Source organism: Shewanella sp. LZH-2 (genome assembly GCF_016859145.1).
Taxonomy (GTDB): Bacteria; Pseudomonadota; Gammaproteobacteria; order Enterobacterales; family Shewanellaceae; genus Shewanella; species Shewanella xiamenensis.
The window spans coordinates 88418-104853 of record NZ_CP069350.1; the positions used below are offsets into that span (position 1 = coordinate 88418).

The following is a 16436-nucleotide window of genomic DNA, read 5'->3' on the forward strand; positions in this document are numbered from 1 at the left end:
GTCAATTAATCTCGATATTGTTGATACAGTCAACTATATCGAGATGCCATTATGTCTGCTATTTCCCTCGGTGAAACCTTGCACAGATTAGTGCATGCCTACAAAAAACAGCTGCGTGCGGATATTGCCGCGCAGCAGATTGAATTACCCGTTACCCATATTCGGGCGCTCAAGGGGATTTGCCGTCATCCCGAGGCCACGGCGCAGTCTATTGCCCTGCGTATGCAGCGGGATAAAGCCCAAATTACGCGGGTGCTCAATGAGCTACAGCAGGGCGGTTATATCCTAAAAGTCGATAATCCTAAGGATGGCCGTAGTCAGTTGCTGAGACTGACGGCGCAGGGCGAGCAGTTGATGACGCAAATTATTGCCGCCGAAAAAGCCACCGTTGCCCATATGACCCAAGCGCTCGATCAGGACGAAATTGCGGTGTTTATCCGTATTGCCAACCAGATCAGCGATAGCGTGGCGGAAAGCTAACAATTGAGTGCCATTTATCCTTTTGGAGTTTAATTATGAACAGACCCGCTCCGCGCGAATTGACCGTGATAGGTAAAAGCCAAGTCACGCCACATATGCTACGTATCACCTTAGGCGGCGCTGGCTTTGCAGATTTTCCCGCCGATCAAGAAAGCGCCTATATCAAATTACTGTTTCCGCAGCCGGGGGATGAGCGGCCATTAATGCGCACTTATACCATTCGTCAGCAGCGGATGAACGAAATCGATGTGGACTTTGTGCTGCACGATACCGATGGCCCCGCATCCTGTTGGGCAAAGTCGACCGAGATTGGGGATACCATCCAAATCGGTGGCCCCGGACTGAAAAAACTGATCAACTTAGATGCCGAATGGTTTTTACTGGCAGGGGATATGACGGCCTTGCCCGCCATCAGCGTGAACTTGGCGCAATTGCCAAGCAATGCAGTGGGTTACGCTGTGATTGAGGTGCTAAGTGAAGCCGATATTCAGCCCTTAGAGCATCCTAGCCATGTGCAATTGCATTGGGTGATTAATCCAGAGGCCGACCCAGAAGGTAAGCCCTTAGCCGAACGCATTGCCCAGTTGCCAAAACTTGAGGGGCAAGGCGCCGTGTGGCTCGCCTGCGAATTTAGCAGTATGCGCGCCCTAAGAAAGCTGCTAAAGCAAACATACGACTTACCGAAAAGCCATTTTTATACATCAAGTTACTGGAAAATCGGCTGTAATGAAGGCGAGCATAAGCTGGTAAAACAACAAGATGAGCAGTTAGAAAATGGCGCTCAATAACCGCAGATATGATGACTAAACAAGGCCGCCAGTATCCATGGCGACCTTGTTTAGCTGAACCGATAGTTATTGATGAATTAACTTACCGTTTTTCACTACATCCTTGCAGGGATTCACGCCGTAGCTATAGGCGAGTTGCGCTGGGGTGGAGATATCCCACAGACAGAAATCCGCCTGTTTGCCGATCACTAAGCTGCCGACATTATCTTCAATCCCAAGCGCCTTAGCGGCATTGAGTGTTAAACCCGCAAGCGCTTCCTCTGGGGTTAGGCGGAATAGGGTGCAACCCATGTTCAGCATCAGCAGGGTCGAGCAGATGGGCGATGAGCCGGGGTTAAAGTCGCTGGCGAGCACCATAGGTACGCCGTATTGACGCAATAAGTCGATAGGCGGTTTTTGGGTTTCCCGCAAAAAGTAAAACGCGCCCGGTAACAGCACGGCGCAGGTGCCACTTTCACTTAAGGCTTTAACGCCAACCTCATCCAAATATTCAATATGATCAACCGACTTAGCCCCTAAACGTGCGGCTAATGCAGAACCGCCCATATTGGATAATTGCTCGGCATGCAGTTTAACTTGCAGGCCAGCCGCTTTGGCGGCGCTCAGTACGCGCTCGGTTTGCTCTAGGTTAAAGGCGATATTCTCGCAGAACACATCCACCGCATCGGCCAGATTCTCAGCGATCACCGCGGGCAGCATCTTATTGATAATTAAGTCGACATAGCCGTCACTATTGTCTTTATATTCCGGCGGAATGGCATGTGCACCGAGGAAGGTGGTCTTCACATCCACATGGTGATGTTTACCGAGTTCGCGGGCGACACGCAGAATTTTTAATTCAGTTTCAGTATCTAAGCCATAGCCAGATTTAATCTCAACCGTGGTGACCCCTTCCTTTGCCAAGGCATTTAAGCGCTGGCGACCGAGGTCAAATAATTCTGCTTCATCCGCCTCGCGGCAGGCGTTAACCGTCGAAATAATTCCGCCGCCGGCGCGGGCGATTTCCTCATAGGTGGCGCCCTTTAGGCGTAGCTCAAATTCATTGGCGCGATTGCCTGCAAAAACCAAGTGAGTATGGGCGTCGATCAATCCAGGAGTGATCCAGCCGCCTTTACCCCTGTAAACAGGAATGGACAACACATCGAAGGTGGGCAGTTCACTGCGCGGGCCTAACCAGGCAATTTTACCGTCTTTTACTGCGATTGCCGCATCGGTAATTGCGCCGTAAGGTGCTGATATGGAAGGGTCCATTGTTGCTAAATTAACGTCTATCCAAACCTGATCCCAAGACATGTATTCCCCTCGCTGTGCTGGTAGATGTTAACCAAGTGATTAACGGTTTATTAAATTTATGTGAGCTGGCTTGTATTTACTTGTATATACAAGCTAGGATTGTAGCCGCAATTTTGAACGTTTGAAAGTGTGCCCGCATCTAGCGCCTAGATTCTAGATTTTTATACCGAGGAAGTGTTTTGGCTACGCCTAAGTTTGCAGAAATTAAGCAATATATCATTGGCTGTATCGAGTCTGGTGAGTGGGAAGAAAATGCCCGCGTGCCCTCGGAAAATCAGCTGGCCGAACTGTTTGTCTGTAGCCGTATGACGGCGCGTCGCGCCTTGACTGAGCTAACAGACAACGGCGTGCTTGAGCGCTCACAGGGGCTGGGCACCTTTGTGGCCGGGCGAAAGTCGCAATCCTCGATGTTGGCGATCCGCAACATTGCCGACGAAATCAAAGACCGTGGTCATGGTTACAGTGTGCAGCAGTTGGCACTGAGACAAGTGAATGCCACCGCGCCTATCGCCATCGCATTGGCGCTGGAGCTCGGGAGTCCGGTGTTTCATTCGGTGTTAGTGCATTGCGAGCAGGGCGTGCCGCTGCAAGTCGAGGAGCGTTATGTGAATCCCGCCTTTGCCCCTGATTACTTAGAGCAGGATTTTAGCGAGCAAACTCCCCATGAATACCTGTCACAGGTGGCGCCGCTGACCGAGGCGCACCACACCATCGAAGCCATTATTGCTAGTAGCGAGTTGCAGCAGAGGTTAGCCATTCCGGCGACCGAACCCTGTTTACAGATTTCACGCCGCACTTGGTCACGCCAAGGGGTGGTGAGTTTTGCCAAATTAGTACACCCGGGTAGCCGCTTTAAGCTCGGCGGACACCTGACATTCAATAAATAACGTCACGCAAGAAGAGGTGAAGGCTTATGGCATTCATCCGATGTTTAGCGACAAAAACACAATAAAAACAATAGCACTTAGCCGAATGGCGAGTGAGTTCAACAGGTTGAAAGAGGACATCTCAATGGACAAGCGACACGACCCAAGCCGCCGTATTATTGCGCCCCATGGTAGCCAATTAAGCTGTAAAAGCTGGTTAACCGAAGCGCCAATGCGCATGTTAATGAACAACTTACATCCCGATGTCGCCGAGCGTCCAGAGGATTTAGTAGTTTATGGCGGTATCGGCCGCGCGGCCCGCGACTGGGACTGCTACGACAAGATTATCGAAGTCCTACAACGCCTCGAAGACGATGAAACCTTAATGGTGCAATCGGGTAAGCCTGTGGGCGTATTTCGCACCCACGCCGATGCTCCACGCGTGCTGATTGCTAACTCTAACCTAGTGCCACATTGGGCAAATTGGGAACACTTCAACGAGCTAGATAAACAAGGTTTGGCAATGTATGGCCAGATGACCGCGGGTTCGTGGATCTATATTGGTACCCAAGGCATTGTCCAAGGTACCTACGAAACCTTTGTGTCTGTCGCAAAACAGCACTTTGGTGGCATCTCCAAAGGTAAATGGATTCTTACTGGCGGCTTAGGTGGTATGGGCGGCGCGCAAACGCTGGCCGGGACTATGGCTGGCTTCTCTGTACTCGCCTGTGAAGTCGACGAGACTCGCATCGATTTTCGTCTACGTACCCGTTATGTGGATAAAAAGGCCACTTCATTAGACGAAGCCTTGGCTATGATCAACGATGCTAATGCCTCGGGCAAACCCATTTCCGTCGGCCTGTTAGCTAACGCCGCCGATGTATTTGCCGAATTAGTGAAACGTGGCATTACCCCTGATGTTGTCACCGACCAAACCTCAGCCCACGATCCGCTGAACGGCTATTTGCCACAGGGCTGGACTATGGCACAAGCCGCTGACATGCGTAAAACCGATGAAGCAGCCGTCGTTAAAGCGGCTAAAGCCTCGATGGCGGTACAGGTGCAAGCCATGCTGGATCTGCAAGCGGCAGGCGCGGCGACCTTAGACTATGGTAACAACATTCGCCAAATGGCCTTCGAAACTGGCGTTAAAAACGCGTTCGATTTCCCTGGTTTTGTGCCTGCTTATATTCGCCCACTCTTCTGCGAAGGTATTGGCCCGTTCCGTTGGGTGGCCCTGTCTGGCGATCCTGAGGATATCTACAAGACCGACGCCAAAGTGAAGGAACTGATCCCCGACAATCCTCATCTGCACAACTGGTTAGATATGGCCCGTGAACGTATCGCCTTCCAAGGTCTACCAGCGCGTATCTGCTGGGTGGGCTTAAAAGACCGTGCCCGTTTAGCCCAAGCCTTTAACGAGATGGTGAAAAACGGCGAGCTGTCGGCGCCCATCGTCATTGGTCGTGACCACTTAGATTCAGGCTCTGTCGCCAGCCCTAACCGTGAAACCGAATCTATGATGGATGGTTCAGACGCAGTATCTGACTGGCCATTACTGAACGCTCTGCTAAACACTGCCAGCGGTGCGACTTGGGTATCCTTGCACCACGGCGGTGGTGTGGGCATGGGCTTTAGCCAACACTCAGGTGTGGTGATCGTCTGCGACGGTACTGAGGCCGCCGCTAAGCGTGTTGGCCGCGTGCTGTGGAACGACCCAGCGACAGGCGTGATGCGCCATGCCGATGCGGGTTATGAGATCGCCAAAAACTGCGCCAAGGAGCAGGGCTTAGATCTGCCCATGCTTAAAGACTAACAACTCAACACAAACCGTGAAAAACAACGACAAGAATACGGATATAAAAATGAAATCAGTCAATCATTTAGTATTAACGCCCGGCAGCTTAAGTCTGGCGCAACTGCGTGAAATCAGCCGCCATAAACTGACTCTCGAACTGGCGCCAGAGGCGATAAACGACATCAACACCAGCGCGCAAATCGTGCAAAAGGTATTGGATGAAGGCCGCACCGTTTATGGTATCAACACAGGTTTTGGTCTGCTGGCCAACACTAAGATTGCCCCGGAAGATCTGCAATTACTGCAACGCTCTATCGTGTTATCCCACGCAGCGGGCACGGGCCAATACATGCAGGACGCCACTGTGCGCTTGATGATGGTGTTAAAGATCAACTCCTTAAGCCGTGGCTTCTCGGGTATCCGTTTAGAAGTGATTAACTTCCTTATCAGCTTAGTGAATGCCGAGGTTTATCCTTGCGTGCCTGAAAAAGGTTCTGTGGGTGCCTCTGGTGACTTAGCGCCGTTAGCCCATATGTGTCTGCCGCTCTTGGGTGAAGGCGAGATGAGCTATCAAGGGCAGATTATTTCGGCCGCCGAAGGCTTAGAAATCGCTGGCCTCAAGCCAATCGATTTAGCCGCGAAGGAAGGCTTAGCCCTGCTCAACGGTACTCAGGCTTCTACCGCGCTGGCGCTGGAAGGCTTGTTCCACGCTGAAGACTTGTTTGCTGCCAGCTCAGTGATTGGCGCGATGAGCGTTGAGGCGGCCATGGGTAGCCGCAGTCCGTTTGACCCACGCATCCATGCGGCCCGTGGTCAAAAAGGTCAAATCGATTCAGCTATGGTGTTCCGTCATCTGTTGGGTGAAGAGTCTGAAATCAGCTTAAGCCATGCAAACTGTGAAAAGGTACAAGATCCTTACTCACTGCGCTGCCAACCACAGGTGCTAGGCGCTTGCTTAACGCAAATTCGCCAAGCGGCGGAAGTGTTAGGCACTGAGGCCAATGGCGTGACCGATAACCCGCTGGTATTTCAAGATACTGGCGATATTATCTCTGGCGGTAACTTCCACGCCGAACCAGTCGCTATGGCTGCGGATAATTTGGCGATTGCGATTGCCGAATTAGGCGCGATTGCAGAGCGTCGTATTGCGCTGCTTATCGACTCTAGCCTGTCTAAATTGCCACCATTCCTAGTGAAAAACGGCGGGGTGAACTCGGGCTTTATGATCGCCCAAGTGACGGCGGCGGCATTGGCCTCTGAAAACAAAACTTACGCCCATCCAGCTTCGGTAGACAGTTTACCAACCTCGGCAAACCAAGAAGATCACGTTTCTATGGCGACCTTTGCGGCGCGCCGTTTGCGGGATATGAGTGAAAACACCCGCGGCGTATTAGCGATTGAATTGTTAGCGGCCGCCCAAGGGTTGGATTTCCGTGCACCATTAGCGCCAAGTGATGCAGTGGCTAAGGCCAAAGCCGAGCTACGCGAAGTGGTTGCCTACTACGATAAAGACAGATACTTCGCGCCGGATATCGAAGCGGCAACGGATCTGCTTTATACCGCCAGCTTTAATACTTACTTGCCCCAAGGCGTATTGCCGAGTCTGTAATGCATAGTCTTTGGTGCCGATAACCCCTCAGCGGGTGAAAAGTGCTGAAGCAAGCGACCAATAAAGTGAAAGGCATAGCGATTTGCTATGCCTTTTGTCTATCTTATGCGGCGATTTCGCTGTTTTTGCACTTTGTACTTTAGGTGTGTTTAACACCGCAGGATGAGTGCTTTTTTATCCAATCTTTACATTGTCAGCTTTGAGAGCTGTCTATCCATCCAAAACCGGTAAATATGAGGTGTTTTTAACCATCTCTTATTTCGTTTCGGCTTTAAATCTACACCTTATATAACCTTAACATGCCATTGTGAGACAAAATGGGTCTTGATATGTGGACAAAATGTCTTTTGGTGGTTTTTAGGTTTATATCATAATTTGTTTCGCAATTATGGAATTAAATTCTAAAAAATAATATTTAAAATCTATTTAATGGTTGTTTGCTCTGTAGCTGGCGAATTGAGATCTTGATCTCATGTCATTATTTGTTATCTATTTTCACTTTAAGGATAATCTTAAATTAAGTGAGGTCTTTATTGACTCACTCAAACGATTGCAGCGTTACCACTGCAATTACCAAACTCATAACGACAAAAGTGTGAGATAACGCTATGAACAGACGCCAGTTTTTTAAACTGTGTGCGGCCGGAGCGGCAACCTCAGCGATTTCAGCGCTGGGATTGATGTCCGAAAAGGCCTATGCAGCAGTGCGAGAGTTTAAGCTGATCGGAGCCAAAGAAACCCGTAACAACTGTCCGTATTGCTCGGTAGGTTGTGGCCTGCTGATGTACAGCCAAGGCAGCGGGGGTAAAAACTCTGAACATGCTATTTTCCATATCGAGGGTGATGCCGATCATCCAGTAAACCGAGGCGCATTGTGCTCAAAGGGTGCAGGCCTTGTGGATTATGTTAACAGTCCACACCGTTTACAGTATCCAGAATATCGCGCCCCCGGCAGCAACAAGTGGGAACGGATCAGCTGGCATGATGCCTTTAAACGTATTGCTCGTTTAATGAAAGATGACCGTGATGCGAACCTGATTGAAAAGAACGCCGATGGCGTAACGGTTAACCGTTGGTTAACCACAGGGATGATGACTTCATCCGGCATGGCCAATGAAAGTGGCTTAGCGACACAAAAATTTGCTCGCGCTTTAGGCCTTGTAGCTATCGATACTATTGCACGTAACTGACACTCTCCAACGGTAGCAAGTCTTGCTCCGACATTTGGACGTGGTGCCATGACCAACCACTGGATCGATATTAAAAATTCAAACGTAGTGATTATTATGGGCGGTAATGCCGCAGAAGCTCACCCTGTCGGATTCGGCTGGGTTACGGAAGCTATGCAGCATAACAATGCTAAGTTGATTGTGGTTGACCCACGTTTCAACCGCAGTGCGTCATTGGCAGATCACTATGCCCCAATCCGCTCAGGAACTGACATTGCATTCCTTCTGGGTGTGATCCGTTATTTGATTTCGACCAATCAAGTAAACTTCGATTATGTGAAAGCCTATACCAACGCCAGTTATCTGGTGCGGGATGATTTTGACTTCCATGACGGCCTATTCTCAGGCTTTGATGAAGCAAAAGGCGAGTACAACAAAGAATCCTGGTTCTACCAACTCGACGAAGACGGCTATGCCAAAGTGGATGAAACACTTGAGCACCCGCGTTGTGTGTGGAACTTACTCAAACAACACGTAGAACGTTATGATTTTGCAACGGTAAGTAATATCACTGGTACACCAACCGAAGATTACCAAGTGGTATGTGACGCCATTGCGAGCACTCATACTAAAGATCGTGTGGCGACATTTATGTATGCGCTGGGCTGGACCCATCATAGTAAAGGTGCGCAGAACATCCGTTCTATGGCGATGATCCAGTTATTACTGGGCAACATTGGTCAGTTAGGCGGTGGTGTTAACGCATTGCGCGGTCACGCCAACGTTCAAGGTTCAACCGACATGGGGCTACTGGCCCAAAGTTTACCCGGTTACCTTAAACTGCCAAACGATAAAGAACCTACCTTAGCAGCTCACTTGGCGGCGAACACACCTAAGCCATTGCGCCCAGGTCAAACCAACTACTGGCAAAACTATCCGAAGTTTTATGTGTCCTTGCTCAAAGCCTTCTGGGGCGAGAATGCGACGCCTGAAAACGAGTTCGGTTATCAGTGGTTGCCGAAGTGGGACCAGATGTATGATTTCGGTAAGCATCTGGACATGATGTACCGTGGCAAAGTGAACGGTTGTATTGTGCAAGGGGTTAACGCCATTAACTCAATGCCTAACCGTAATAAGAACATCAAAGCACTGAGTAACCTTAAGTACTTAGTGGTGCTTGATAACTTGTCATCGGAAACCGCCACCTTCTGGCAAAACGAGCCTGGTTATAACGAGGTCGATACCGCCAGTATTCAAACCGAAGTATTCCGCCTACCTGCGACAGTGTTTGCGGAGGAAGAAGGTTCGATCGTTAACTCTGGTCGTTGGATGCAATGGCACTATAAAGGCGCTAATCCTCCAGGCGAAGCGATGTCGGACTCAGAGATTGTGTCTGGTCTGCTGCTGGAGTTGAGAAAGTTATATCGCGAAGAGGGCGGCAAACTGCCTGAGCCGATTCAAGCGATTAACTGGAACTATACCGATCCGCACAACCCTAGCGCTATCGAATTGACGAAAGAGTTGAATGGTTACGACGTCGCGACCAAGCGTCAGATCAGCAGCTTTGCTGAACTGAAGGCCGATGGCAGTACCGCGAGTGCCTGTTGGATTTACGCGGGTTCTTGGACCGAAGCCGGTAACCAAATGGCTCGCCGCGATAACCATGACCCATCGGGTAAAGGTATTACGCCGGGCTGGGCCTTCGCATGGCCGCTTAACCGCCGCGTCCTCTACAACCGTGCCTCTTGTGATGTGAACGGTAAACCTTGGGATGAGCACCGTAAGATTGTCGAGTGGAAAGACGGCAAGTGGGAAGGGATAGACGTGCCCGACTTCAATGCCAAGTTGAATCCACAGGAAAGTGCGCATCCTTTCATTATGCAGGCTGACGGCGTGGGTCGTTTCTTCGCGCTCAAACTGCTTAAAGAAGGACCGTTCCCAGAGCATTACGAGCCTGTCGAATCGCCTATCGGTACTAACCCACTGCATCCCAATGTGGTGCACAGCCCTGTACTGCGTTGGTTCGAAGGGGTGAAAGAGACCATAGGTACTAAAGAGGAATATCCCTACGCCTGTACCACTTACTCACTCACAGAACACTTTAACTTCTGGACGACACACTGCCGTTTAGCGGCGATTGCCATGCCAGAGACCTTTGTGGAAATGAATGAGCAATTGGCGGCAGAAAAAGGCATCAAGAATGGCGATTGGGTGAAAGTGAGCTCGAAACGTGGCCACATTCTCACCAAAGCCTTAGTGACCAAGCGTATGCGCCCATTGCAGGTTAATGGTCAAACGGTACACACGCTAGGTATTCCACGTCACGGTAGCCATAACGCGCTTACACGTAAGGCCTATAGCTGTAACGTCCTTACCACTGAGATGGGTGATGCCAACACGGGTGTGCCTGAGTACAAAGCGTTCCTCGTGAATGTTGAAAAGGCGGAGGTCTGATAATGGCGACTCAAGATATCATTCAACGTTCCGGCACTTCGCAAGCGACTCCACCTGCACAGGCGAGAGTCGGTGGCGTGAAGCAAATTGCGAAGCTGTTTGACGCGACTAAGTGTAATGGTTGTAAAGCCTGTCAGGTCGCTTGCTCAGAATGGAATGACCTGCGTGAAGAGGTGGGTTCGTTCCAAGGGACTTATCAAAACCCAGCATCTCTGTCGCCAGAGTGCTGGACCCTGATGAAGTTCAACGAGATCGAAGACCAAGGCAAATTACGTTGGCAGTTTACCCACAGTGCTTGTATGCACTGTGCGGATCCCGCCTGCTTGAAGGCCTGTTCTACCTCTGGCGCGATTGTTCAGCATGCCAATGGCACTGTGGATTTCGATTCGGACAAATGTATTGGCTGTGGTTATTGTGCCAGTGCCTGTCCATTCGATATCCCGAAGATCAGCGCCGTCGACAACAAAGCCTACAAGTGCACTATGTGTTCTGACCGTTTGGCTGTTGGACTCGAACCTTCCTGCGTGAAGTCCTGTACCACGGGTGCGCTACGTTTTGGCACGCGCGAAGACATGCTGTTCTACTCCGAAAAGCGTGTTAACGAGCTGAAAGAACGCGGTTTTGCCAAGGCTGGACTCTACAACCCTGAGGGCGTGGGTGGCACAGGCATGCTGATGATATTGCACGATGTCACTCAGCCTGAAACCTACGAAATGCCAAAGGATCCGCAAATCCCATTATCTGTCACCCTGTGGCAGGACTGGGTGAAACCACTAGGTACTGTCGGACTTCTTGCCACGGCGGCTGTGGCCTGCCTGCATAAGATCACCGTTGGTCGCAACATAGTGGAAGAGGACCAACCCGGCTATCAGCCGCCAGAGGACAAGGCGCAAGCGGAAGAGGAGGCCAAGAAATGAGCAAGCATAACAAGCAAGAAATGGTAGTGCGTCACAAACTGTTCGACCGCATCTGTCATTGGTTCATTGTGGCCGTGGGGCTAGTCACGTTTCTGACGGGCTTTTCCTTCTTCTATCCCTCCTTCCAATGGTTGGGCGCGATAGCGGGCACACCGCAATTGGCGAAGTTTATTCACCCAATTGCTGGCCTGATGATGTGTTTACCGCTGATGTTGATGTTGGTGCGTTATTACCACCACAACAAATGGGAAAAACACGATCTGGCTTGGATGCTCGCCATCAAGGACGTGATGTTCGAGAACGAGGAAAAAATCCCGCCTATCGGCCATTACAACCCTGGCCAGAAAGTGCTGTTCCGTGCCTTCGTGCTGACGTCTATCACCTTAACCGTGACGGGATTCATCATGTGGCAACCCTACTTTGCGCCTTACTTCTCGGCCACTGTAGTGGGCTGGGCGATCGTGCTGCATGCCATTAGCGCCTTGATCATGCTGATGTTTGTGATGGTGCACTTTTGGATGGCGACCTGGGTGGAAGGTTCTATCACAGGCATGCTTTACGGCAAAGTCTCTAAGGCGTGGTGCCGTAAACATCATCCGCTGATGTTGGATGAACATTCGGACGTGGAGAAACATTAATGAGTCATACAGCCGAGATACCTATGGTCCCCGGCAGCGAATCGCCGCTGGAGCTTAAACCCATAAAGGCGGTGGACCCTAAAGCTGTTTATCACAGACGGGCGCAGCGTTTGCTGTCGTTGGCCAAGGACTCGCCGCTGGCCGACTACTTTGAGCTATGCCGCCGTGTGGTTGCGATTCAGGCCAGATTGGCGGCGGAGGCTGACTTCGGTCAGCTTCTCGCTTGGGGGAAAGATGAAGCGATTCCGCTTTCCCACTTGGGTTCAGAGGCAGATAGCTACTGGCAAGGACTGCTACAACAACTGTTAAGCGATCTGCTGCCGCAGGTGGATGAGGATATGGCGCGAGTGCTGCGTTTGTTGATGCAGCAATCTCCAGAGCAACTCACCTCATGGGGCAGTGCACTGCGTCAGGGACATATGAGCGAAGTCCCCGCACGCTTCAGTTTGTTTATCTGGGCGGCGATGGGGGTCTACTGGTCCCATTGGGCACCTATGGTGATTAAACGGATCGATCAACGCAAAGTCGTGCAGCAGAACCTATGCCCGATTTGCGGCTGTCATCCTGTGGCGAGCGTAATCGTCGACCAGCCGAGAGCGGGTTTGCGTTATCTGCATTGCAGTCTGTGCGAGAGCGAATGGCATTACATTCGCGCCCACTGCACTAGCTGTGGTCAGGATAAAGGGACGACGCTCTGGTCATTCGATGATGCTAAGGCGCAGGTGCGCATCGAGAGCTGCGACGAATGCCATGGTTACACCAAGATGCTGTTCGTTGAAAAGTCACCGCTGATGGATGTGGCGGCCGACGACTTAGCGACCCTGATGCTCGACAGTGAGCTAAATGCCAAGGGCTTTGGGGCGACCACGGTCAATCCATTGCTGCTGGCCCACGAAACTGAGCAATAACCAAAGTCGGGAAGGGCTCACCGAGTCCTTCCCCTTATATTTATCAAGATGATACAAATGATGACCCAAGTACCCGATACACCCCAAGCCCTGTACCGCGCGCTGCCGTCGATGGACAGTCTGCTCGCCGATGCGGCGTTAGCCCCTTTGCTGCAACGCTATGGTAAAGCAGCAGTAAAAGCGGCGTTGGATAGCCAGTTACGCACGGCGCGTGAGCTGATTGCCCAGGAGCGACGTTTACCCGCTTGGTGTGCTAACCCGGCGTTATTGAACGGATATTTGGTTGATCAATTGTCTAAGGACTATAGCCATAGTCTTAAGCCCGTGTGGAACCTCACGGGAACCATCCTGCATACCAATCTTGGCCGCGCCCAGCAGTCTGAGGCGGCCATTCGGGCGGTGACCTCTGTGATGCGTTATCCCACGCCGCTGGAATTTGAATTAGCCGCCGGTGAGCGCGGCCATCGAGATAATGCCATTAGTGGATTAATCCAGCGCCTAACAGGCGCTGAAGCCTGCTGTGTGGTGAATAACAACGCCGCCGCTGTGCTGCTGATGTTGTCGGCGGTCGCGGCGGGCAAAGAAGTGATTGTCTCCCGCGGTGAGCTGGTGGAAATCGGCGGCGCCTTTCGCATTCCAGACATTATGCGCCAAGCGGGCTGCACCTTAGTGGAGGTCGGCAGTACTAACCGTACTCACCTTAAGGACTATGAGCAGGCGATAACCGAAAATACCGCAGCTATCATGAAGGTGCATACCAGCAACTACCATATCAGTGGCTTTACCGCTTCGGTGGATGAGGCCAGATTAGGCCAACTTTGCCGCGAGCGCGGTATTGCGTTGATCTCGGATCTTGGCAGTGGTTCACTCACCGACTTACGCCGTTTTGGCCTGAAACAAGAGCCGACGCCCCAAGCCATGCTGGCGGATGGGGTCGATTTGGTTAGCTTCTCCGGCGATAAACTCCTCGGCGGCCCGCAATCGGGTTTGATTGTCGGTAAGCAGGCGCTGATTAATAAGCTTCAAAGCCATCCGCTAAAGCGTGCATTGCGCTGCGACAAGCTGATTCTAGCGGCGCTCGAGGCAACGCTGATCCACTATCTCAACCCCGAAACCTTAGACAAAGAACTGCCGATTATGGCTAAGTTTGCCCGCAGCCAAGCTGAGTTGCGTCAAATCGGTGAGCGCTTGCAGCGCACCTTAGCACCGCTGTTTGCCCCGAGCTATGGCATCGAATTAGTGGAGTGCCAAACCCAAGTCGGTAGCGGTTCGCAGCCCGATACCTTTTTACCCTCAATCGCCCTGTGCTTTAACGCGCAAGAGGGCGGCAGTTTAACGTTGCTTGAGCAGCATTTTAAGCAGGCGCAGCGCCCTGTGATTGGCCGTATGACCCAAGATCAACTTCGTCTCGACTTGCGCGGTATCGATGATGAGGCCGAATTGTTAGCTGAACTCAGCACCTTAGGTGTGCAGCTATGATTATGGTCACCGCGGGCCACGTCGACCACGGCAAGAGCACGCTGATCCGTGCCTTGACGGGGATGAACACCGACAGGCTCCCCGAAGAAAAACGCCGTGGCATGACCATTGATCTCGGCTACGCCTTTATGCCACTGCGAGATGGCACTCGCTTAGCTTTTATCGATGTGCCCGGCCATGAAAAATTCATCAATAACATGCTGGTGGGCGTGAGCCATGTGCGTCACGCGCTGCTGGTGTTGGCCTGTGACGACGGCGTGATGCCACAAACCCGCGAACATCTGCAAATCCTCGCGCTTTTACCGCTCAATAGTTTGACCTTAGTGCTGACCAAGCGGGATTTGGTCGATGACCAAACCGCCGCCAAGTTGACTCTAGAGGGGATGGCACTGCTTGCTGAATACGGTATTGAGGCCAGTGGTGTGTTTGAGGTTTGCGCGAATGATGTAGGCGATGCGGGGGTAGACACTCTTAAGCAACATATTTTAGAGATTGCCGAGCAGCAATCGACCCAAGCGGAAGATGCCAGCAGCTTTAGGATGACGCTCGATCGCGCCTTTAGCGTTAAAGGTGCGGGCTGTGTAGTCACGGGCACTGTGATTAGCGGCAGTGTGTGTATCGGCGATAGTCTCTACAGTTCAGGCCAAAAGGCCAAACTACGGGTGCGCGGCATTCACTGCCAAGGGATGGAGGTCCATAGAGCCTTAAGTGGCACTCGGGTCGCTTTGAATCTTACTGGTGTTGATAACCACAGGGCGCCCGCCCGCGGCGACTGGTTAAGCAGCCTGCCTCAGGCTGAGCTTTGCGCCAGACCTGTAGTGCAGATCCGCAGTTTTGAACCCTTAACCCATTGGCAAAATGTGCACTGTCACCACGGTGCCGACCATACCTTAGGGCGAGTATCGCTTCTGGATGAAGCCGATGAGCAGGGGTGTTATCTGGCCGAAATTGTGCTGGATAAGCCGCTGCTGCTGTGTCAGGACGACCCGATAGTGCTCAGGCATATTGGCGGTAAGCAAACGCTGGGCGCGGGGCGGGTGCTGGCATTAAAAGTCCCCAATCGTAAGAAGCGTACGCCGGAGCGTGTCTGTAAGTTGCAACAGCTGGCTCAGCTCTCCAATCCGGTGAATGTGCTAGCGCTACTCGGCCAGACTGAAGCGCTCAGTATCGATGAAATCCATTGGCGCTGGCAGCTAACCTATGAAGGGCTGGCCGCCATGTTAGCGCAGGCGGGGCTGACTCGAATTGGCGCCTACGGGCTATCGACTCAGTTACTTGAGCAAGAAAAACAGCAATTTATTGAGCTGTTACGTGAGTATCACCAACAGCACCCAGACCAATTAGGGCTGGGGCGTAATCGTCTGCAACGTATGAGCCACAGCGTATTGCCTCAGGATTTAGCCAATAAGGTGCTCGATAGCCTCTGCCAAGAGGGACAAATGGTGCTGCGCGGCGCCTTGTTACAGCTGGCGGATCACAGAATTGTTCTTGATAGTGAGGCGCAGCAGTGCTGGCAGCGCTTAGCCCCTTGGCTGGCGCAGCAAACGTCGCCTGTGTGGGTGACTGAGATGGGGGAATATCTGGAACTCGAGCCCGCCAAACTTAGATTGCTATGTTTTCAACTGGTGCAACAGGGCTTTATTACCGCGGTGGTGAAGGACAGATATTTGCTGAGTGAGCAGTTGTGCCACTACGCCAATCTGGTACGTGAGCACGTGGACACCCACGGCAAGCTTGAAACCGCAGAGTTTAAGGATCTGATTGGCCTTGGCCGCAAGGTCAGTATTCAGCTGTTGGAGTTTTTTGACCGCAGTGGTTTTACCCGTAGGAAATATCGCAGTAACAGCCGGGAAATTCGGGATGGGGAACTATTTTATTCCCATGAGAATTGGCGGAAGAACATAGGAGTCGAACCTACCCAGGACTGCTGGCAGCCCTACCCGGATTTGAAATCCGGACGCCTCACCGGAGACGACGTTCTTCCAATAGAAGACCAAGCGATAGTAGAAAATGCGTAAACATGAATCAAGCGTATTT

11 protein-coding genes and 1 tRNA gene are annotated in these 16436 nt (G+C 51.7%); 10 read left to right on the forward strand and 2 right to left on the reverse strand.

Going from position 1 to position 16436, the window contains the following annotated elements:
* Positions 1-51 precede the first annotated feature (51 nt).
* Together JM642_RS00415 and JM642_RS00420 are read left to right on the forward strand one after the other, a co-directional pair.
* Positions 52-480 (forward strand): MarR family transcriptional regulator, encoded by a 429-nt coding sequence (locus JM642_RS00415; RefSeq protein ID WP_203432491.1) that lies wholly within the window; start codon positions 52-54, stop codon positions 478-480.
* Between the two features lie 35 nt (positions 481-515).
* Complete coding sequence (locus JM642_RS00420; RefSeq protein WP_203432492.1) at positions 516-1268, forward strand: siderophore-interacting protein; 753 nt, start codon at positions 516-518, stop codon at positions 1266-1268.
* A 66-nt stretch (positions 1269-1334) separates the two neighbouring features.
* Here the strand turns inward: JM642_RS00420 and hutI are convergent, their stop codons facing one another.
* Positions 1335-2561, reverse strand: coding sequence for an imidazolonepropionase (hutI, locus tag JM642_RS00425; protein ID WP_203432493.1), 1227 nt, complete (start codon positions 2559-2561; stop codon positions 1335-1337).
* A gap of 179 nt (positions 2562-2740) precedes the next feature.
* Here hutI and hutC point away from each other — a divergent pair, with 179 nt between their 5' ends.
* From hutC to selA, 8 genes are all read left to right on the forward strand, one after another.
* The gene (hutC, locus tag JM642_RS00430; RefSeq protein WP_011715378.1) at positions 2741-3448 is read left to right on the forward strand and encodes a histidine utilization repressor; all 708 of its coding nucleotides are present in this window, start codon (positions 2741-2743) and stop codon (positions 3446-3448) included.
* Positions 3449-3572: 124 nt separating this feature from the next.
* Positions 3573-5243 (forward strand): urocanate hydratase, encoded by a 1671-nt coding sequence (gene hutU, locus JM642_RS00435; RefSeq protein ID WP_203432494.1) that lies wholly within the window; start codon positions 3573-3575, stop codon positions 5241-5243.
* Positions 5244-5292: 49 nt separating this feature from the next.
* Entirely contained in the window at positions 5293-6834 is a 1542-nt protein-coding gene (gene hutH / locus JM642_RS00440; protein ID WP_055646902.1) for a histidine ammonia-lyase, read from the forward strand.
* A 608-nt stretch (positions 6835-7442) separates the two neighbouring features.
* Positions 7443-10457: a formate dehydrogenase-N subunit alpha gene (gene fdnG, locus JM642_RS00445; RefSeq protein ID WP_203432495.1), complete on the forward strand. Its 3015-nt coding sequence runs from the start codon at positions 7443-7445 to the stop codon at positions 10455-10457.
* A 2-nt stretch (positions 10458-10459) separates the two neighbouring features.
* On the forward strand, positions 10460-11374 hold the full coding sequence (gene fdxH / locus JM642_RS00450) for a formate dehydrogenase subunit beta (RefSeq protein WP_275403230.1): 915 nt from the start codon (positions 10460-10462) through the stop codon (positions 11372-11374).
* Positions 11371-12012 carry a formate dehydrogenase subunit gamma gene (locus JM642_RS00455; RefSeq protein WP_133181952.1) on the forward strand — a complete coding sequence of 214 codons (642 nt, stop codon included), beginning with the start codon at positions 11371-11373 and terminating at the stop codon, positions 12010-12012. The genes fdxH and JM642_RS00455 overlap by 4 nt, the downstream gene beginning before the upstream one ends.
* A complete protein-coding gene (fdhE, locus tag JM642_RS00460) occupies positions 12012-12920 on the forward strand; it encodes a formate dehydrogenase accessory protein FdhE (RefSeq protein ID WP_023265884.1) in 909 nt (302 codons plus the stop codon). The genes JM642_RS00455 and fdhE overlap by 1 nt, the downstream gene beginning before the upstream one ends.
* A 57-nt stretch (positions 12921-12977) precedes the next feature.
* A complete protein-coding gene (gene selA, locus JM642_RS00465; protein ID WP_203432496.1) occupies positions 12978-14399 on the forward strand; it encodes an L-seryl-tRNA(Sec) selenium transferase in 1422 nt (473 codons plus the stop codon).
* A gap of 1889 nt (positions 14400-16288) precedes the next feature.
* Here selA and JM642_RS00475 read toward each other — a convergent pair.
* Positions 16289-16383 (reverse strand) — tRNA-Sec (locus JM642_RS00475).
* Positions 16384-16436: the final 53 nt, after the last annotated feature.